Raw genomic sequence first — 18767 nt, 5'->3', positions numbered from 1 at the left:
GTCGTGCCTGCCGCGCCCGGGCTTTCCCCACGGCGAAGAGGCCGCGGTCGCCGCGGACCGCGGCCTCTTCGCCCCCTCCGCCCCCTTGACGAGGGGCCGGGGCGGGTCAGGGCACGAGCGCGTCCAGCTCGTCCTCAGGGAGCCCGAGGTCCACGCGGATGCGGTAGCGGGTGCGCAGGATCGCCACCTGCTCCGGATCGTTCTCGTCGCACCCCAGGACCGCCTGGGTGGCCCAGTCGAGCCCGCCCTGGAGGTCCCCGTAGGCGACCAGCGTCTCGGCGATCGTGTGGGCGGTCGCCGTGGAGACGCCGCCCTCCGCGCGTATGGTCTCGATGACCTCCCTGGCCTCATCGGCCCTGTCCAGCTCGAAGAGCGTGTCGGCGATCCCGGCGCGCGGGTCGAACCCCGCGTCGCCACCGTCCTCGACGGCGAGCTGGAAACACTCCATAGCGCGCGCCGGCTGGCCGGCGGCTCGCCACTCCTCGGCGGCGAGGACCAGGATGGACGCCCGGGAGACGTCGCCGGACGAGTAGCCCAGCGCGACGTCGTGTAGCCGACCGGCCAGGGAACTGTGGTCGTCGGCCAGTAGGGCCTGCTCAAGCAGACGATCAAGGTGCTCACGGGTCACATGCGCCACACCGCGAGACTACCGAGCCGCTCGGCGCTTTGCCCGGTCAATGCGCATCGCCGGTCAGTCACAAATTCGGTAACACTATGCCCATTAGTGGTCACGGTCAGCGTGTCCGTGCAGGTGACAGGGCATATACGGGTCGCTTTGCTACTTCGCGAGCAAGGGGGCTGTGATGGGCATGTCCAGGCAGATGACCTTCACGCTGGCCTGTGTCGTCGTGTTGTCGGCCCTTGTTCCCGGTGTGGCGGGATATCTGTCGGCCCGCATGGAGGCCATCGAGGCGGCTGAACGCAACCTCCATGCCCTGGAGGCCAGGCTGCACCTTCGCGAGGCGAGAGAGGCACGCCCCGTGTCGTTCCCCGCGCCGTGCCTGCGCACACCGGCCACCCCGCGCTTCCAGCAGGTGCCGGCGACGGCGCTCGGCGAGTACGGGAAGCGCTGGCCCGCCTGGGTGACGGGCCTGCTCAAGGAAGTGGCGGACTTCGAGCGCGACTACGACTACTAGCGGCGCCTGCCGCCGGCGGCCCCGATACGTCAGGCCGGGACGCCCCCGGACGGCAGGCGCGGCGACCACGATCTCAGCTGCCGGGACAGGAAGCCGCGGATGAGCTGCTTCGCCGCGTCGATGATCTCGGGTGAGCCCTGGGGGTCGCGCCGGAAGGCCAGCTTCAGCACGGCGTCGCCCGCCTCGACCGCGACGAGCACGCCCAGGTCGAGCTCGGCGCTGTCGGCCAGCCCGAACTCCTTCAGCAGCAGCCCGCGCAGCCGCCCGGCGATCACCGTGTTGTTGTCGGAGTCGGAGTCGAGCAGGTTGAGGTCGACCACGTCGCCGAAGTGGAGGCTCTTGAAGCCGGGAACCGTCCTGTGCATGTCGACGTAGACGTCGATGATGGCGTCGATGGCCTCCCACCAGCCGCGGTATTCCTCCGACAGGAACCTGCGGCCCACCCTGCGGACGAACTCCTCGACGTTGCGCCGGGTGAGCTCCTGGGTGACCGCCCGCTTGTCGGGGAAGAACTGGTAGACCGACCCGATCGCGACGCCGGCCCGCTCGGCTATGCGGGTGGTGGACAGCGCGTCGTATCCGCTCTCGTCGAGGAGGTGGGCGCAGGCGTCGAGCATCCGCTCGACGCGCCGGGCACTACGGCGCTGGGCCGGCTGCCGGCGGAGCGCCTGGGGGTGGGTGCAGTCATCATGCATCTGCGGGGAGGACACGCATTCATCATCTCCCGTATGGCGGATTCTTACCTCCCAATTCCTCGATTTCTGCCGAGCGCGCTCCACCGGGCCAGCCCGCGCATCGCCGCTGGGGAAATCCTGGAAAGGGCATATCCGATTTTCCCCTCCAGGTTGACCGGAACCACGGCCTGATTTCTGTGGACGGCCCGCAGAATGTGCGCGGCCACCCGTTCGGCCGGATAACCGCGCCGCGCCAGGCCGCGCTCGGCCGCCTCGCGGATGTCGCCGCCGACGTACGTGGCGTGGCGCGCGATCGGCGTGGAGACGAATCCCGGGCAGATGGCGCTGACCCCGATCCCGTGCCCGGCCAGCTCCGCCCTGAGGCAGTCGCTGAGCATCTTCACGGCCGCCTTGGTGGTCGAGTACGCGGGCAGCAGCCGCGACGGCGCGAACGCCGCCAGGGAGGCGATGTTGACGATGTGGCCGCCCTCGCCGCGCTCCACCATGGCCGCGCCGAAGAGCCGGCAGCCGTGAATGACGCCCCAGAGATTGACGTCGATCGTCCGGCGCCAGTCGTCCACCGTATGATCAAGGAAGGGCCCCGCGACGGCGATCCCCGCATTGTTCACCACAATGTCCGGCACGCCATATTCGGCGACGATATTTCGTGAGAATTCCTCCATTTGCGCGCTACTGGCGACGTCCACCTGCGCGGCGTGGCCCGTACCCCCGAGATCCTCGGCGATGGCGCCGGCGGCCCGCGCCGCGGCGCCCGCGTCGATGTCCGCGCACACCACCGCGGCTCCGTGAGCCGCGAACGCCCGCGCCGTCGCCAGCCCGATCCCCGACCCCGCGCCCGTGACGACCACCAGCCGCCCCTCGAAGGCCGCGCCCGTCTCCACCATCCCGACCTCCTGTTGGACGCTCCGTCCAGCACAATAAATCGATCAGGGCCGCGCGGACAGCCCGGCGCAGGAGCGCAACTCCTTCCAGTCCGCCACCGCCTGGGTCCGTGCCGACCCCGTCATCGGTACGGGGATACCCCCCTGGATGGTGGCGGGCGTCCAGCGGTCCTTGAGCACCTTGCGCCCGTTGATGGTCAGTGTCAGCACGCCGGTCCTGCCCGTGGTGCCCGGGGTGGAGTTGTAGAAGACGAAGTTGCCCATGCCGTAGTTGACGTACGCCTTGCCGAGATATCCGGACCCGAGCAGGATGTGCGCGTGCCCGCCGACCACCACGTCGGCGCCCGCCTTGACCAGCTTGGGGGCCAGCGAGAGCTGTGCCTGGTTCGGGCACTTCTGCAGCTCGGTGCCCCAGTGCAGGTGGACGATCACGGTGTCGGAGTTCTTGCGCGCCTGCCGTACGGCCCGCAGCAGGGCGTCCTCGTCCTTGGCGGAGGCGAGGCCGCCCTTGTCGTCGGTGGCCGTCCACGCCTGGATGAACTCCGCGTCGAGCACCTGGGTGGCCCCGATGATCGCCACCCGGTTGCCGTTCACGGTCCTGCGGAACGGCTTGAACGCCTGCGCCGCGTCCTTCCCGATCCCCACCATGGGGAACTTGCTGCGCTTGATGGCCGCCAGCGAGTCCGCCAGCCCGGTCTCCATGTAGTCCATGCCGTGGTTGTTGGCCATGGACGCGACGTCGACCCCGGCGGCCTTCAGGGCGGTCAACGCGCTCGCCGGCGCCCTGAACGTGTACTGCTTGCCCGGCGCCGGCGTCCCGCCCGTGGTGATCGCCGTCTCCAGGTTCACCATCGATAAGTCGGCCTTGCGCAGCACGCTCGCGATCGGCCCGAGCGCCGTGCGCGGGCTGGCCAGCCGCCCCCGCAGCATCCCCTCGAAGTGCACGTCACCGCCGAAGGCGATCGTGTACGGCCGCCGCTCCGGCGTCGGCTCGGCGGTGGGTGACGTGGCGATCTGGTGTTCCACCTGCCGTCGCTGCGGTTCCTTCTCCGGTGGCGCCGAGCAGGCCGCCAGCGACGCCACGACAGCGAACAACGGGAGGGCACGGGGGAATCTCATCTGCCGCACTTCCGCTCGAATCCGGTCGTTTAGGGATCGAGCATGCCATGCTGGGAGATTTACCGCGCAGTCTGCCCCTTATCCAGGAGTTCGCGCATCGCGTCCCACGTCGCCTCGTTCGCCGGGGTGTAGACGATCAGCCGGATCTCCGGGGCGGCCATGAGGCTGGTCGTGCTGAAGCGCAGCTCGCCCTGCTCCACGTGCTTGAACGCCTTCTCCCTCGGCCCCGGCTCGGCCACGTCCTGCCTGGCCCACAGCAGTGCGAACTCGGCGCTCTCCGCGCAGAGCCGGCGGACGAAGTCCTGCCAGCACGGATCGTCCACGTGCCGGCTGTAGGCGCTCCTGAAGACCGCAACCGACCGCGCCAGCTCCTGGTCGCGGTTGAGCAGCAGGGTCGTGGCGGCCGGGTTGAAGCAGGTGTACCAGAGCGAGTTCCGCTCGCCCTCCGGCGCGTTCACCATCTCGGGGAACAGGGTCTCGTACGCCGCGTTCCAGGCCAGGGCGTCGCACCGGCTGTTGGCCACGCAGGCGGGCATGTCGCCCAGCCGGTCGAGGATCTGCCGCATCTCGGGCGTCACCTGCCCGGAGTCGTCGGGAGCCGGCTCCGTGTGCCCCGCCAGCCGGTAGAGGTGCTGGCGCTCGGCGCCGTCGAGCCGGAGCGTGCGCGCGATGGCGTCGAGCACCTGGGTGCTGGCGTTGATCGGGCGGCCCTGCTCCAGCCACGTGTACCAGGTCACGCCCACGCCGGCCAGCTGCGCGACCTCCTCGCGCCGCAGCCCGGGAGTGCGCCTGCGCGGGCCCGGCGCGAGCTCGACCATCTCCGGGGTGATCCGCTCGCGGCGGGTGCGCAGGAACGCCGACAGGTCCGTACGCTTACCTTCAGCCACCCTCATGTCTCCACTATCGGGGCTTGTGGCGATATTTAGCCAGTTACCGTCAATACCAGTATAAATGGGCTCTCGTTACTGGTACTGGATGCCCGGCAGACTGATCGTCATGACGCAAACCGCTGCTATCACCCCGCCCGCGGACACCACGCCGCGGACCGGGACCAAGGCCAGCGGCCTGCTCCTCGCGATCATCCTTGTGGGGCAGTTCCTGGCCATCCTGAACGTGAACATCGTCAACGTGGCCACCCCGACCATCGAGGCCGATCTGCACTCCTCCGGCGCCGGGCTGCAGATGATCGTGGCCGGATACACCATTGTCTACGCCGTCCTGTTGATCACCGGAGCCAGGGTCGGCGACCTGTTCGGCTACCGCAACGCGTTCCTCGGCGGGCTCGCGCTGTTCACCGTCACCACGCTCGGCGCGGGCCTCGCGCCCTCGACGGGCTGGCTGGTGGCCTTCCGCCTGCTCCAGGGCGCCGGTGCCGCGATGATGATGCCGCAGGTCCTGACGCTGATCCAGCGCAACTACCACGGCCAGGCCAGGGGCCGCGCGATCGGCCTGTGGTCGCTGGTGATCAGCGGCGGCATCGTGGTCGGCCAGGCGCTCGGCGGGATCCTGCTGGGCATCGGCGCGGGCTGGCGGATCGTGTTCCTCGTGCTCGTGCCGATCGGCCTGCTGCTGCTGGCCGCCGGCTTCAAGGTGCTGCCGGCCGACGAGGGCGGCGGCCGGGCGGGGCTCGACCCGTGGGGCCTCGCGACCCTGTCGGCGGCCGTGCTCCTGCTCGTGGTGCCGATGGTGCTGGGCCGCGAGTTCGGCTGGCCGCTGTGGGGCTGGATCTCGATGGCGCTGAGCGTGGTGATGTTCGCGGTGTTCGTCCGCATCGAGCGGTGGGTGACCGCCCGTGGCGGGCGCCCGCTGGTGAACGCCCGGGTGCTGCGCGCCCCCGGTATGCGGCCCGGCCTCGCGATCCTGCTGCTCGGCCCGGCGACGTGGGGGGCGTTCCTGTTCACCTCGGCCCTGCACCTCCAGGGCGACCTGCACCTGACGCCGCTCGCCTCCGGCATGATGCTGGTCCCCTGCGCGCTGGCCTTCGGCCTCGTCGGGCTCTTCTGGCCGCGCCTGCCCGCCCCTCTCCAGCGCCCGCTGGTGCCGTTCGGCTACGTGGTGGCCGCCCCCGCCTACCTCGGCCTCGGGCTCGCCGCCGGGGGCGGGCTACCGTACGCCGTCATGAGCGCCCTCGTCGGCGCCGGGCTCGGCGTGCAGGTGGCGGTGACGAACATGGCGACCGAGCAGGTGGACGGCGAGTTCGCGGCGGACGCGAGCGGCGCCCTGCTCACCGTGATGCAACTCGGCCAGGTCATCGGCGTCTCGACGGTGGGGACGCTCTTCATCAGCCTGAGCCAGGGCCACGGCACGGTCTCGGCCTCGCTGATGTCCTCCATCGCCATGGCGGCCCTGGCCGTGCTGGCGGGACTGAGCTCGATCTTCCTCGTACGGCGCCGCGTACCGGCACGTGCCTGAGGTCAGGAAGAGGCGCGACACAGGTTGATCATCATGGTGGGGAGTGTGCCATGATGTGCGGGTCTTCCGTGCTCCATCCTCGCCAGGAGAGCTGGAAAGTCCTGGAGGTCGCGCCTCCACTCGAACGGCCCTGAGCGTTGTCCCACCAACCCGCAGGGCCGTTCGTCATGCGCCGGCTACGAGTGCGGCCGGGTCGAACTCACCCTCACGGACCCCGGCGGTGAAGGCGGCCCACTCGGCCGGGGTGAAGACCAGGACGGGACCGTCCTGCTCCTTGCTGTCCCTCAGCGCGACGTTGCCGTCGGCCAGGGGTGCGACCTCGACGCAAGCCGTCGCGCCGTTGCAGAAGCTGGCCTTCCGCCAGGCCGCCTTCGTGATATCGGTGTACATTTTCTCCCCCAGGGCGCCATTGCCCCAGCTAACTTCGCCATTGCATGGCTTTGCGTTGGATTAGGACACGGGATTCGGCTTCGTCCAGCGCCTCCGACTGCATGTGGTCGAACGCGCTTTCGTAACCGGCCACCCGCTCAAGATCCTCGACGAAGTGGGCAGTGTAGAGCTGCTCCAGGTAAACGACATCGTCGAAGGCCGAGAACTTGAGGTGGATGAAGGCCCCGGTGTTCACCGGATGGAGAGACTCCAGGGGCAGGACATGCACGCTGACATGCGCGAGCAGGGAGATCTCCAGGAGATGCTCCATCTGCGCACGCATGACCGAGGGCTCGCCGAAGCGGCGCATCAGGGCGGCCTCGTCCAGCACCACGCTCATCTTGCACGGGTTGGGCCTGTGCAGGACCCGCTGCTGGCGATCGAGACGCGCCTCGACACGGCTGCGCACACCACTGTGGGTGATGCGCGCGATGCCACGGGTGGCCAGGATGACCTCCCGCGCGTAGTCCTCGGTTTGCAGGAGACCGGGCACAGCCTGGGGTTCCCAGTTGCGCTGGTGAATGGCCTCCGCTTCCAGCCCGAGGAATCTTGTGTACTCCTCAGGCAGGGCGTCTTCGTAATCTTCCCACCACCCGCGCTGCTCCGCATCCCTCAACAGGCCGAAGAGCTCCTCAAGTTTCTCCACGTCGACGCGGTAGAGGCTCGCGAGAGCCTTGACGTCGTCGGAGCTCGGCATGGTCTTGGCCGCCTCGATACGGCTGACCTTGCTCGCGGACCAGCCGAGCTCCCTGGCCGCCTTGGCACCCGTGAGTGCTCTTCGCTCTCGGAGGAGGCGCAGCTCCTGGCCTAGCCGGAGCCTGCGAACTGTAGGACTGCCCTGCTGCGATGGCACCGTCCACTCTCCTTGTCGGGAATGAAGGTGTGGCGGGAAGGGGTCGTTTGGGGCCCGGCTTTGTGGGCCGTTCGCCTAATCTTACACTGCAAGTTGCATGTGGCGTGCCGCGTGGCCTTGCCAGAAGGCTTTCATGGGGAGAGCCTAGGGGCAAGACAACCTACGTTTAAGGGTGGGCTGGGGGTGGAACATCTCCGGCCTACGGAGTGAGTCGACAGTGTGCATGCAAGTTGCACCGCAAGCGTGAAGAAAATTAAATCTTCCCTTGCTCAATGTATTGCACCGTTGCTCACCTCGGGGGACGATCGGTTCCAGGAGGGTTCTCGAACGTGAGGAGGCCGGGATGACGACTCGGCCGTACACATCGGGCCTTCCGCCCTTGATCTCGCGGCCCCGCGCGGGCCGCATCGCCGGCAATGTCGCCGTCCCGGAAACGAAACTCTGCCCCAGGGAGGCCACTTGCCGGAAGGATCCCCACATCGCCTGAAGAACTCAGCGAGAGTCCGCTCATTCGAGCAGCGAAAAAGCCGGTCCGCGGCTGACCGCCTGTCGCGCCGCATATGGGCTGCCACCCTGCGGCGAAACGGTCGTCAGCCGTCGGACCGGCGAAGAAGCCACCTCTGAAAATGCCGCGAAAGGGGTCTTCTCATGTACTCACAAGGTACCAAGGGACTCGGCCGAATCAAGTCCCGGATCCGGGAGCTCATCGCCTGGACCGATCGCGAGATCTGCATGGAGCCGGACGAGTTCGCGCACCACATCGGCTGGACCGTCACCAGGACGGGCTTCGGCTCCCGTCGCTACCGCGACCCACGCTTCGACCAGCTCGCCGTGCCACAGCGCGTGACGGAGGAGGTGTCCTGACATGTCGAGGAACCCGCGCAACCAGATCTACCCGGCCGGCGAGGACCTTCCCGCCGCCGGGCGCACCGGGCCGCTGGTCAGGCTGTGGCGGATCCGTACCGAACTGCTGCTGGTCGCCGGGCTGGCGCTGACGGCGCTCGCCCTGCTGGGCGCCACGCAGGAGGGTCACTGGTGGCCGTTCGTCCTGCTGACGAGCGCCGTCTCCGTGCCCGCGGCGACGAGGACCGGCCGCAACTGGGTGACCGCGCACTTCTGGTGCGTCGTGTCCAGGCACCGCCTCCAGCGGGTGTGCCTGGAGACCACGATGCACACCAGGGCCGGGCGGATCCCGCTCGTGCTCTGGATCACGCCGACGGCCACGGGCGAGAAGGCGCTGGTCATGACCAGGGCCGGCATCTCCGCCGAGGAGTTCGAGGCGTACGCCGAGGAAATCGCGGCGGCCTGCTGGGCGAGGAGCGCCAAGGTCTTCCGGCACCGCAAGCGCGCCCAGTTCGTGCTCGTGGAGATCGTCAGGCGCGACGAGGCGCCCGGCGCGGCCGCTCCCGGCCTCGACCGCCTGTACGGGAGGCGAGCCTGGGTCTCGTTGAGACCCGATCTCGAGGAGCCGCCTGATCTGCGCGCACGTCCCGTGCTGCCGGTGGCCGCCTAGGAAGCCGACGCCGGCCACCCAGGGAGCCTGGGGGACTCCGCGCCGTTCCCCGGGCGGGAAGCCCCGGAGACCGCGGGGGCTCCGGGGCTTCCCCACGCGGAACGGCGAGCGGCGGTGTTCACCGAGTCGCGGTCACGATTTCACCAACCGGGGTGATCACCGCACATTAAGGTGTCGCGCGTGACTATCGTGCCAGAAGAGGACCGCCTGAACGCCCAGATCGCCTTCGCCACCGAGATCGACAAGTTGAAGCGGATCATCCGCCGCAACCTTCTGATAGACGGCTCGCGACGGGAGAACACCGCAGAGCACTCCTGGTACGTGGGCACGCTGGCGATGATCCTCGGCGAGCATGCCCCACCCGGGACCGACCTCCAGCGGGTCGTGGCGATGCTGCTGGTGCACGACCTGGTCGAGATCGACGCCGGTGACACCTTCATCTACGACCCGGTGGAGGTGGCGGCGCAGGCCGAGGCCGAGCGGGCCGCCGCCGACCGCGTCTTCGGCCTGCTGCCCGCCGACCAGGGCACATGGATGCGCGAGCTGTGGGACGAGTTCGAGGCCAGGGAGACGCCGGAGGCCAGGTTCGCCAAGGCCCTCGACCGCTTCGCCCCCATCCTGGCCAACCACCACACCGAGGGCGGCACGTGGCCGCTGTTCAAGGTCAGGGCCGAACAGGTCAGGGAGAAGGTGCGGATCATCGAGGAGGGTTCACCCTCGCTCGGCGCGTACGCTCTGGAGCTGGTGGAATTGTCCGTGGCCAGGGGACACCTGTCCGAGTGATGCCCACATGGGTGGGGTAGGGGACTTGTCGTGAAAGAGGAAGTGCGAGCGAAACGTCGGCAGCTGCGGGGTCTCGCCGGTCCGGTCGCCCTCGCCGATCGGCTCGAGAAGTCCAAGACCTTCGACACGCCTGTCAGGGTGCTGGCCAAGACCGTACGCCAGCGCATCCGCCCCGGCCTGCTCCGCGACGTGCTGCACGGCGTCCCCACCGGCAAGCCGCTGCACCCGCCGCTGGCCAACATCAGCCTGGGCTGCTGGCTGTCCGCGGCCCTGCTCGACGTGATCGACGGCGACCCCCGGGCCACGCGCGTGCTGCTGGCCACGGGCATCGCCAACGCGGTGCCCACGGCGGCGTCCGGGCTGACCGACTGGTCCTCTCTCCACCGCGAGCAGCAGCGGGTGGGCTTCGTCCACATGCTGTCCAACGTGGCCGCGCTCGGCCTGATCTCCGGCTCCCTGCTGGCCCGCCTGCGCGGGCACGAGCGGGCCGGCCGCGTCCTGACCATGGCCGGGCTGGGCCTGGCCGGGCTGGGCGGCTATCTCGGCGGCCACATGGCCTACCGGCAGGCGGCGGGGTCCAACCACGCCCCGCAGATCTCCCACCTGGTGCCGCTGGGCTGGCACGACCTGTGCCCGCTGAGGGACCTGCCCGACGGCCGCCCCGTGGCGCGGCGGCTCGGCTACATCCAGCTCTTCGTGCTGCGCCAGGGCGACGCCGTGACCGTGCTCGCCGACCGCTGCCCGCACCTGGCGGGGCCGCTGCACCAGGGCAGGCTCGTCATGGAGAACGGCGAGGCGTGCGTGGTCTGCCCGTGGCACGGCAGCACGTTCCGGCTGGACGACGGCTCGGTGAAGCACGGCCCCGCGACCGCGCCGGCGCCCATGTTCGAGACCCGCATCCGGCGGGACGGCACGATCCAGGTACGCCCGGCCTTGACCTGAAGCTCGCTTGAGGTTCTACCGTCGGCCTCATGAGCAGCACGATCCTGGTGACCGGCGCGACCGGCAACGTGGGCAGGCATGTGACATCCCAGCTGGCGGAGGCCGGGCTGGAGGTGCGGGCACTCGTCAGGGACCCGGAGCGCGCCCGCCTGCCGGAACGGGTCGAGGTGGTGCGCGGCGACCTGACGGCGCCCGAGACGCTGGAGCCCGCGCTGAAGGACGTGGAGAGCGTGTTCCTCCTCTGGCCCGCTTTCACGGCGGACGGGGCCGCCGAGGTGGTGGCCGCCGTCGCCCGGCACGCGCGGCGCGTGGTCTACCTGTCGGCGAACGCGGCGGACGAGCCCGAGACGCACTACCACGAGGTCGAGCAGCTGATCAGGAACTCGGGGCTGGGCTGGACGTTCCTGCGGCCCGGCGGTTTCGCGGCCAACACGCTGATGTGGGCGGGGCAGATCAGGGACGGCGTGGTGCGCTGGCCGTACGGGCGGGCCGCGCGGTCGCTGATCCACGAGAAGGACATCGCGGCGGTGGCGGTGCACGTGCTGACCTCGGCGGGCCACAAGGGCGCCACCTACGTGCTCAGCGGCCCCGAGCTGCTGACCCAGGAGGAGCAGGTCCGCGTGATCGGCGAGGCGGTCGGGCGCGAGGTGCGCTGGGAGGAGCTGCCCGTGGAGGTGGCCCGCGAGGAGTTGCTCGCGGCCTGGGGCGACGCGGCGTTCGTGGACAGCGCGCTGTCGGGATGGGCGCGGTTCGTGACGGCTCCCGAGGAGGTCACCGGCACCGTGGAGCGGCTGCTCGGCAGGCCCGCCCTGACGCTCGGCCAGTGGGCGCGCGACCACGCCTCCGACTTCGGCTGACGCTCACCCGGCCTCGTCGGCGGGGTGCTCCACGAGGGCGAGGATGCGGCTGGACATGAACCTGGCCGTACGCACGGGCGTGCCGCTGCGGGTGACCTCGCTCACCTCGACGAGCCCCCGCCGGGTGGCCACCTCGACCCGCCGGCCGGCGCGGGTGGCCCTGATCTCGTAAGTACGCGGCGTCCCACCGGCATCGATGACGATCTCCACCCGATCACCCTTCATGTACGGATTCATACCCATATAGGGCCATATCTATCCGTACACCAGTACGAAAATCGCCACAGCGCCGACACCGACGATGATCCCTCGCAGCACGCGCGCCGGGATGCGCCGTCCCACCCTGGCGCCCAGGAAGCCACCTATCACGGCCCCCAGCGCCACCCCCGCCACCGCCTGCCAGTCGACGTCCGCGATCACCATGAACAGGACGGCCGCCACGGCGTTCACGAGGAACGCGAGCACGTTCTTGGCGGCGTTCACCCGCTGGAGGTGGTCGTCGAGGAAGCTGCCGAGCAGGCCGATCAGCAGCACGCCCTGGGCCGCCCCGAAGTAGCCGCCGTAGACGCCCGCGGCCAGCACCCCCAGCCACAGTCCCAGGCCGCCGTGCGGATGCGCGTGCGCGCGCCGCGCGGCCAGCCACCGGTTGAGCCGGGGCTGCACCAGGACCAGCACGCAGGCCAGGACGATCAGCGCGATCACGACGACCTGGAACACGCCAGGATCCAGGAACAGCAGCAGCACTCCCCCACCCAGCGCCCCGACCGCCGAGGCCAGGCCCAGCCGCAGCAGCCGCTCGCGCTGGCCCGCGAGCTCGGGACGGTAGCCGTACGCGGCCGTGAACGAGCCGGGCACGAGCCCGATGGTGTTGGAGACGTTGGCGGTGACGGGATCGACGCCGAGCGCCACCAGCGTGGGGAACGTGATCAGCGAGCCCGACCCGACGACCGCGTTGATGGCACCGGCCATCACCCCGGCCACGCAGACCGCGGCCAGTTCCCACCCCGTCACGAACCCTCCTTACGTGTCCGGGCTCTTGGGGGGTGTGAAGAGGCCGCCCAGGTTCTCGAGTACTTTGCCCATCTCCGACGGGACGATCCAGATCTTATTGGCGTCGCCCTTGGCGATCTCGGGCAGGGTCTGCAGGTACTGGTAGGCGAGAAGCTGCTGGTCCGGCCGGCCCTCGTGGATGGCCCTGAACACCATGCCGATCGCGTCCGCCTGCCCCTTGGCGCGCATGGCCTGCGCCTCGGCGTCCGCCTGCGCGCGCAGCACGGCCGCCTCCGCCTCTCCCCTGGCGCGTAACACGGCGGCCTGCTTGTCGCCCTCCGCCTGCAGGATCGCCGCCTGGCGCTGGCCCTCGGCGGTCAGGATGGCGGCGCGCTTGTCGCGGTCGGCGCGCATCTGCTTCTCCATCGAGTCCTGGATGGAGGCGGGCGGGTCGATGGCCTTGAGCTCGACCCGGTTGACCCGGATGCCCCACTTGCCGGTCGCGTCGTCGAGCACGCCGCGCAGCGCGGTGTTGATGTCCTCGCGCGAGGTCAGCGTGCGCTCCAGGTCCATGCCGCCGACCACGTTGCGCAGCGTGGTGACGGTGAGCTGCTCGACGCCGACCAGGAAGCTCGCGATCTCGTACGTGGCCGCCTTCGGATTGGTCACCTGGAAGTAGATGACCGTGTCGATGGACACGACGAGGTTGTCGGAGGTGATGACCGGCTGCGGCGGGAACGACACCACCTGCTCGCGCAGGTCGACCATGTCCTTGATGCGGTCGATGAACGGCACCACGAGGTTGAGCCCCGGCGACAGCGTCCGGTGGTAGCGCCCGAGGCGCTCGATGATGGCCGCGGTGGCCTGCGGGATGATGCGGATCGTGCGGGCCACCCCGAAGCCCACCGCCGCGACCACGACGATGGCGACGATGAGCTGCTCGACGGACATGGCGACGCTCCGAAGTCGAGGGGACCGGCTCCGTGGATCCTATTTCGTTTGAGCTCCCGACGGCTTTTATGTGAATAAATGGCGATCAGTGGGCGCGGGCGTACCAGCGTCCCTCGGCGCTGCGCTCCAGCGAGAGCGGCACCCCGAACGTCTGCGACAGGTTGTCGGGCGTCATCACGTGCTCCAGCGGCCCCTGGGCCACCACCGAGCCGTGCCGCAGCAGCAGCCCGTGCGTGAACCCGGCGGGCACCTCCTCGACGTGGTGCGTCACCAGCACGAGCGTCGGCGAGCGGTAGTCGCCCGCCAGCACCGACAGCCGCCGCACCAGGTCTTCGCGCCCGCCCAGGTCGAGGCCCGCGGCCGGCTCGTCGAGCAGCAGCATCTCGGGGTCGGGCATGAGCGCGCGGGCGATCTGCACCCGCTTGCGCTCACCCTCCGACAGCGTGCCGAACCGCCGCCTGATCAGGTGGGCCGCGCCCATCATGTCGATCAGCTCGACGGCCCTGGTCACGTCGTTGGAGTCGTACTCCTCCGTCCAGCGGCCCATGATCCCGTACGAGGCCGTCAGCACCAGGTCGATGACCTTCTCGTCCGGCGGGACCCGCTCGGCCAGCGCGGCGCTCGCCAGCCCGATCCGCGGCCTCAGGTCGAACACGTCGGCCTGCCCGAGCCGCTCCCCCAGCACCTCGACCACGCCCTCGCTCGGGAAGAGCAACGTGCCCGCGACCTGCAGCAACGTGGTCTTCCCCGCGCCGTTGGGACCGACGACGACCCAGCGCTCGTCCGCGTTGACCGTCCATTCGATGCCGCGCAGCAGGGCTGACCCGTCGCGCCTGACGGCGACGTCCTGAAGCCGCAGCACCTGACCACCCATCCCCGAACCTCCTTACGAGTCACGCTCCTGACAAACCTATTGCAGGCCGAGCGCTTATCGTGGATCGGTGCGCCCTGAATCGCCTGTCTGTCCCTCCCTGGTCGCCTGGGGCAACGCGTGGCTCGCCGGTCACACGGGCCTCGACGAGGCGGCTGACCACGTCGAAGCCGTCGCCGGTCCCGTCGTCGCCGGGGACGTCCCGCTACGTAAATACCTCGCAAACTTGCGCGCCGACGGGCTGCGGGAGCTACGGCTCGCGCTGCCCGCCCCGGGCGATCCGCTGGGGCTGTCGGGGCCGGCGCCGTTCAACTCGGCCGCGGTGGACTCGGGTCAGGCCGCCATCGTGGTGCTCGACGGCCGCAATCTCGGGCTGGTGCCCACGCCGGACCGCCGCGGGTCGTCCTACTCCGGAGTGCGGCTGGAGGTGCACGACTGCGGCCCCGTACGCCATGACCTGCCGTCGCTGTCGGAGGCCGAGCGGGGGCTGTCGGAGGCCATGCGCTCGGCCACCGACGCGCTGGCCGCCGTGGAGGGGCCCGCGCAGGCGCGGCCCTCGGCGGTGGAGCGGCGGGGCGGGGAGCTCGCGCCCGGCTACCCCGGGCGGGCGCACCGCGTCGCCGCGCTCGCCGCCCGCCTGGCCACCGTGGTGCGGCTGGCCGACGAGCGCGGCCTCACCTCGGGGCAGATCGCCGCCCGCTCCGCCGCGCTGCGCGAGCTGGACCACGCCGTACGCCGCGCGCTCGTGGCCGCCCATCACGCGATCTTCGAGCCGCTCAGGAGCTGACCCCCGCTAGCCCAGGCCGTGCCGCACGGCGTAGAGGGCGGCCTGGGTGCGGTCCTGCACGCCCAGCTTCATCAGCACGTTGGAGACGTGGGTCTTGACCGTCTTCTCCGCGACGGCGAGGCTCCTCGCGATCTCCCGGTTGGAGCGGCCGGCCGCGATGAGCGCCAGCACCTCGCGCTCGCGCTCGGTCAGCGGCACGGGCTCCGGCGCGTCGTCCCGCGACGACAGCATCGCCTCGGCCGCCTCCGGCGCCAGGAGCACCTGCCCTCCATGCACGGCCCGCACGGCCTGGACCAGCGCGGGCGGGTCGACGTCCTTGTAGAGGAAGCCGGACGCGCCCGCCCGCATCGCCGGCCCCACGTCGGAGCGGTCGCTCACCGACGTGAGCACGACCACCCTGGTCGCCGACCCGGTCAGGCGCTCCAGCGCGCCGAGCCCGTCGAGCACCGGCATCTTCAGGTCCAGCAGCAGCACGTCGGGCGCCAGCTCGCCGACCAGCTCCACGGCCCGCGCCCCGTCGCCCGCCTCGCCGACGACCGTGATGTCGTCCTGCAGGTCGAGGAACGTGCGCAGCCCCTGCCGCACCACCGGATGATCGTCGGCGATCAGCACCCGGATCAAACGCCCACCTCCATGCGCACCGTGGTCCCGCTGCCGGGGACCGACTCGACGGTCATGACCCCGCCCACGGACTCCGCCCTGTCGCGCATCGACACCAGGCCGAGGCCGCGCGACTCCTCCTGCTCGAAGCCCGTGCCGTCGTCGCGCACGGTCAGCGCCAGCCTGCCGTCCTCGTACGCCAGGCACACGGAGACGGTCGCGCCCTCCGAGTGCCTCAGCGCGTTGTGCAGCGCCTCCTGGGCCACCCTCAGCACCGCCACCTCGACCGCCGCGCCGACCGGCGGCAGCTCCTCGCACACGAACGTGACCTCGGACGGGTGGAGCCGGTCGAGCAGGCGCACGTGCTTGCGCAGCGTCTCGGCCAGGCCGTGCCGGTCGAGCTCGGCCGGCCGCAGCTCGACGATCACGGCCCGCAGCTCGGACAGGGCCTCCCCGGCCAGCCGCTGGACACGATCGAGCTCCAGCGCGGCCTTGTCGGGCGCCTTGTCGAGCATGGCGGAGGCGGCCTGCGCGGTGAGCCGGAGCGAGAACAGCTTCTGCGTCACGGCGTCGTGGAGCTCCCTGGCCATCCGGTTGCGCTCCTCCAGCATGGCGAGCTCGCGCCCGCTCTCGTAGAGCCGGGCGTTGGTCAGCGCGATGGCGGCGTGCGCGGCGAACAACGTGAGAAGCTCCTGGTCGGCCTGGGCGAAGCCGCCGGGCGTGCGCTTGTTGGCCAGGAAGATGATGCCGAGCACCTCCTCGCCGTCGCGGATCGGCACCCCGAGGAAGTCCTTCATCACCGGATGCGCCTTCGGCCACCACTCGAACCTCGGGTCCGTGCGCAGGTCGGGCAGCCTGACGGGGTCGCCGTCGCGGAGCATCGCGCCGAGCATGCCGTGCTGCCTGGGGAGCGGCCCGATCGCGTCCCACTGCTTGTCGGTGATGCCCTCGGCGACGAACTCGGCGAACGATCCGTCCTCGTCTGGCACGCCGAGCGCGGCGTAGCGGGCGTCGAGCAGCCGCTGCGCCGAGCGTACGATCACCTGCAGCACCTCGCGGACCGACAGGTGGCGCGTGACGGCGAGCACCGCCGAGCTCACCGCCTGGAGGATCTCGTCCCGGTCGGAGGTCACGGCACCCAGCTTATGGTCCTCGGACGACACTCACGGTCCCCGCGACGGCGCCCGAGGTCCTAGGACGATGTGCCCACGCCCGGGCGGGTCCCGGGCCCGATGTGCGTCGCGCGCCGCCTTCCTAGCGTCGGAGCCATGACGAACACCGCACTCATCACCGGCGCTTCCCGCGGCCTCGGCCTCGCCCTGGCGAGGTCGCTGGCGGGCGCGGGCTGGAACCTCGTCCTGACCGCCCGAGGCGCGGCCGACCTGGAACGGGTCGCGGCCGAGCTGGGCGCCACCGCGATCCCCGGCGACGTGACGGAGGCCGGGCACGTCCAGCGGCTCGCGCAGGCGGCCCCGCGGCTCGACCTGCTGGTCAACAACGCCAGCGACCTCGGCGTGACCCCGCTGCCGCCGCTGGCGGGCTATCCGCTGGAGGCGTTCAGGACGCTGCTGGAGACGAACGTGACCGCCCCGCTCGCCCTCCTCCAGGCCACGCTGCCCGCCCTGCGCGCGGCGGGCGGGGCCGTCGTCAACGTCACCTCCGACGCCGCGACGGGCGCGTACGAGGGCTGGGGCGGCTACGGCGCCACCAAGGCCGCCCTGGAGCAGCTGTCGAACGTGCTCGCGGCCGAGGAGCCCGGCCTGCGCGTCTGGTGGGTCGACCCGGGCGAGATGAACACCCGCATGCTGGCCGACGCCGTCGGCGCCGAGGAGGCCGCGTCCGCCGCCGACCCCGCCAAGGTGGCCACCGCGCTGCACGACCTGGTCAAGGCCCGCCCGGCCAGCGGGAAGGTGAGCCTGCAATGACGCTCGCGCTCGACTTCGCGCTGCCGCCCGGCCTGTCGGCGGGCGAGCCTCCAGAGGCGAGGGGGATGTCCAGGGACGCGGTACGCCTCATGGTCTCGCGCGGCGACCTCGCCCCCACGCACCACCACTTCAGCGACCTGCCGGGCCTGCTCGACCCCGGTGACCTGATCGTGGTGAACAACTCGGCGACCCTGCCCGCGGCCGTCCGGCTCGACCGGCTGGCCGTGCACTTCTCCACCGCCAGGGAGGACGGCACCTGGCTGGTCGAGCTGCGCCGCCGCACCGCCACGGCCTCCGAGCCCTACGCGGGCGGCGAGGCGGGCGAGTGGCTGCCGCTGCCGGGGCGGGCCACGTTGCGGCTGATCGAGCGGGAGACGCCGCGCCTGTGGCGGGCGGCGCTGGACCGCGACGTGGAGGCGTACCTGCGGGCATACGGGGCGCCGATCCGCTACTCGTACGTGAGCGAGGACTGGCCGATCGAGGCGTACCAGACCGTGTTCGCGACCGTGCCGGGCAGCGCGGAGATGCCGAGCGCGGCGCGGCCGTTCACCGCGGAGCTGGTGACGGCGCTCGTGGCGCGCGGCGTCGGGATCGCGCCGATCACCCTGCACACGGGGGTGGCCTCGCCGGAGAAGGACGAGCCGCCCTACGCCGAACGGTACGCGGTGCCGGCGGCCACGGCGCGGCTGGTCAACCTGGCGCGCGAGAGCGGCAACCGGGTGGTGGCCGCGGGGACGACCGTCGTACGGGCGCTGGAGACGGCGGCCGGCCCTGACGGGCTCGTGTCCGCCGCGGCGGGCTGGACCCGGCACGTCGTCACCCCCGAGATCGGGGTACGGGCCGTCACGGGGCTGATCACCGGGCTGCACGAGCCGCGCTCCAGCCACCTGCTCATGCTCTCCGCGATCGCGGGCGAGAAGGCACTGGCACGCGCGTACGAGGATGCGCTACGGAAGGGATATCTGTGGCACGAGTTCGGCGACACCCATCTGATACTGAGGAAATAGCCTTTACATAGATTTT

23 protein-coding genes are annotated in these 18767 nt (G+C 70.7%); 10 read left to right on the top strand and 13 right to left on the bottom strand.

The window, feature by feature from the left end; translation table 11 throughout:
• Positions 1-106: 106 nt before the first annotated feature.
• Positions 107-637: a hypothetical protein gene (locus FH608_RS36160; RefSeq protein ID WP_226900209.1), complete on the bottom strand. Its 531-nt coding sequence runs from the start codon at positions 635-637 to the stop codon at positions 107-109.
• A 172-nt stretch (positions 638-809) separates the two neighbouring features.
• Here FH608_RS36160 and FH608_RS36155 point away from each other — a divergent pair, with 172 nt between their 5' ends.
• A complete protein-coding gene (locus FH608_RS36155; RefSeq protein WP_139634865.1) occupies positions 810-1136 on the top strand; it encodes a hypothetical protein in 327 nt (108 codons plus the stop codon).
• A 29-nt stretch (positions 1137-1165) separates the two neighbouring features.
• On the opposite strand, the gene FH608_RS36150 is transcribed toward FH608_RS36155, so the two are convergent.
• Genes FH608_RS36150 through FH608_RS36135 form a run of 4 tightly spaced genes read right to left on the bottom strand, consistent with a single transcriptional unit; the run spans position 1166 to position 4718 of the window.
• On the bottom strand, positions 1166-1831 hold the full coding sequence (locus tag FH608_RS36150; protein ID WP_226900208.1) for a TetR family transcriptional regulator: 666 nt from the start codon (positions 1829-1831) through the stop codon (positions 1166-1168).
• A 44-nt stretch (positions 1832-1875) separates the two neighbouring features.
• Complete coding sequence (locus tag FH608_RS36145) at positions 1876-2715, bottom strand: SDR family NAD(P)-dependent oxidoreductase (protein WP_139634864.1); 840 nt, start codon at positions 2713-2715, stop codon at positions 1876-1878.
• A gap of 42 nt (positions 2716-2757) precedes the next feature.
• Complete coding sequence (locus tag FH608_RS36140) at positions 2758-3831, bottom strand: CapA family protein (RefSeq protein WP_139634863.1); 1074 nt, start codon at positions 3829-3831, stop codon at positions 2758-2760.
• Positions 3832-3890: 59 nt separating this feature from the next.
• A complete protein-coding gene (locus FH608_RS36135; RefSeq protein WP_226900206.1) occupies positions 3891-4718 on the bottom strand; it encodes a helix-turn-helix transcriptional regulator in 828 nt (275 codons plus the stop codon).
• A 109-nt stretch (positions 4719-4827) separates the two neighbouring features.
• On the opposite strand from FH608_RS36135, the gene FH608_RS36130 reads away from it, so the two are divergent.
• On the top strand, positions 4828-6243 hold the full coding sequence (locus FH608_RS36130) for an MFS transporter (RefSeq protein ID WP_139634861.1): 1416 nt from the start codon (positions 4828-4830) through the stop codon (positions 6241-6243).
• Between the two features lie 165 nt (positions 6244-6408).
• Here FH608_RS36130 and FH608_RS36125 read toward each other — a convergent pair whose 3' ends face one another.
• Together FH608_RS36125 and FH608_RS36120 are read right to left on the bottom strand one after the other, a co-directional pair.
• Positions 6409-6633 carry a DUF397 domain-containing protein gene (locus FH608_RS36125; RefSeq protein WP_139634860.1) on the bottom strand — a complete coding sequence of 75 codons (225 nt, stop codon included), beginning with the start codon at positions 6631-6633 and terminating at the stop codon, positions 6409-6411.
• Positions 6634-6661: 28 nt separating this feature from the next.
• On the bottom strand, positions 6662-7525 hold the full coding sequence (locus FH608_RS36120) for a helix-turn-helix domain-containing protein (RefSeq protein WP_139634859.1): 864 nt from the start codon (positions 7523-7525) through the stop codon (positions 6662-6664).
• 648 nt (positions 7526-8173) lie between these two features.
• Here FH608_RS36120 and FH608_RS36115 point away from each other — a divergent pair.
• From FH608_RS36115 to FH608_RS36095, 5 genes are all read left to right on the top strand, one after another.
• The gene (locus tag FH608_RS36115; RefSeq protein ID WP_139634858.1) at positions 8174-8389 is read left to right on the top strand and encodes a hypothetical protein; all 216 of its coding nucleotides are present in this window, start codon (positions 8174-8176) and stop codon (positions 8387-8389) included.
• Between the two features lies 1 nt (position 8390).
• Positions 8391-9038, top strand: coding sequence for a hypothetical protein (locus FH608_RS51865; RefSeq protein WP_193318820.1), 648 nt, complete (start codon positions 8391-8393; stop codon positions 9036-9038).
• 171 nt (positions 9039-9209) lie between these two features.
• Entirely contained in the window at positions 9210-9821 is a 612-nt protein-coding gene (locus FH608_RS36105; RefSeq protein WP_139634857.1) for an HD domain-containing protein, read from the top strand.
• Between the two features lie 42 nt (positions 9822-9863).
• On the top strand, positions 9864-10763 hold the full coding sequence (locus tag FH608_RS36100) for a Rieske 2Fe-2S domain-containing protein (protein WP_226900205.1): 900 nt from the start codon (positions 9864-9866) through the stop codon (positions 10761-10763).
• 29 nt (positions 10764-10792) lie between these two features.
• Entirely contained in the window at positions 10793-11620 is an 828-nt protein-coding gene (locus FH608_RS36095) for an SDR family oxidoreductase (protein WP_139634856.1), read from the top strand.
• Positions 11621-11623: 3 nt separating this feature from the next.
• Here FH608_RS36095 and FH608_RS36090 read toward each other — a convergent pair whose 3' ends face one another.
• From FH608_RS36090 to FH608_RS36075, 4 genes are all read right to left on the bottom strand, one after another.
• Positions 11624-11845 carry a hypothetical protein gene (locus FH608_RS36090; protein ID WP_139634855.1) on the bottom strand — a complete coding sequence of 74 codons (222 nt, stop codon included), beginning with the start codon at positions 11843-11845 and terminating at the stop codon, positions 11624-11626.
• A 30-nt stretch (positions 11846-11875) separates the two neighbouring features.
• Positions 11876-12631: a sulfite exporter TauE/SafE family protein gene (locus FH608_RS36085; RefSeq protein ID WP_139634854.1), complete on the bottom strand. Its 756-nt coding sequence runs from the start codon at positions 12629-12631 to the stop codon at positions 11876-11878.
• Between the two features lie 9 nt (positions 12632-12640).
• The gene (locus tag FH608_RS36080; RefSeq protein WP_139634853.1) at positions 12641-13561 is read right to left on the bottom strand and encodes an SPFH domain-containing protein; all 921 of its coding nucleotides are present in this window, start codon (positions 13559-13561) and stop codon (positions 12641-12643) included.
• Positions 13562-13646: 85 nt separating this feature from the next.
• On the bottom strand, positions 13647-14435 hold the full coding sequence (locus tag FH608_RS36075; protein WP_139634852.1) for an ABC transporter ATP-binding protein: 789 nt from the start codon (positions 14433-14435) through the stop codon (positions 13647-13649).
• A gap of 67 nt (positions 14436-14502) precedes the next feature.
• Here FH608_RS36075 and FH608_RS36070 point away from each other — a divergent pair, with 67 nt between their 5' ends.
• Entirely contained in the window at positions 14503-15219 is a 717-nt protein-coding gene (locus FH608_RS36070; protein WP_226900204.1) for a hypothetical protein, read from the top strand.
• Between the two features lie 6 nt (positions 15220-15225).
• Here the strand turns inward: FH608_RS36070 and FH608_RS36065 are convergent, their stop codons facing one another.
• Together FH608_RS36065 and FH608_RS36060 are read right to left on the bottom strand one after the other, a co-directional pair.
• Positions 15226-15840: a response regulator gene (locus FH608_RS36065; RefSeq protein ID WP_139634851.1), complete on the bottom strand. Its 615-nt coding sequence runs from the start codon at positions 15838-15840 to the stop codon at positions 15226-15228.
• Complete coding sequence (locus FH608_RS36060) at positions 15837-16952, bottom strand: GAF domain-containing sensor histidine kinase (protein ID WP_226900203.1); 1116 nt, start codon at positions 16950-16952, stop codon at positions 15837-15839. Before FH608_RS36060 ends, FH608_RS36065 begins: the two co-directional genes overlap by 4 nt.
• Before the next feature lie 135 nt (positions 16953-17087).
• Here FH608_RS36060 and FH608_RS36055 point away from each other — a divergent pair, with 135 nt between their 5' ends.
• Together FH608_RS36055 and FH608_RS36050 are read left to right on the top strand one after the other, a co-directional pair.
• Positions 17088-17744, top strand: a complete 657-nt coding sequence (locus FH608_RS36055) for an SDR family NAD(P)-dependent oxidoreductase (protein ID WP_139634850.1) — start codon at positions 17088-17090, stop codon at positions 17742-17744.
• Complete coding sequence (locus tag FH608_RS36050) at positions 17741-18751, top strand: S-adenosylmethionine:tRNA ribosyltransferase-isomerase (protein ID WP_139634849.1); 1011 nt, start codon at positions 17741-17743, stop codon at positions 18749-18751. Before FH608_RS36055 ends, FH608_RS36050 begins: the two co-directional genes overlap by 4 nt.
• The last annotated feature ends 16 nt before the right edge of the window (positions 18752-18767 follow it).

This window comes from Nonomuraea phyllanthi, from assembly GCF_006334985.2.
Taxonomy (GTDB): Bacteria; Actinomycetota; Actinomycetes; order Streptosporangiales; family Streptosporangiaceae; genus Nonomuraea; species Nonomuraea phyllanthi.
Note: the sequence above shows the minus strand (reverse complement) of the source record. Positions and strands in the feature narration are given on the sequence as shown.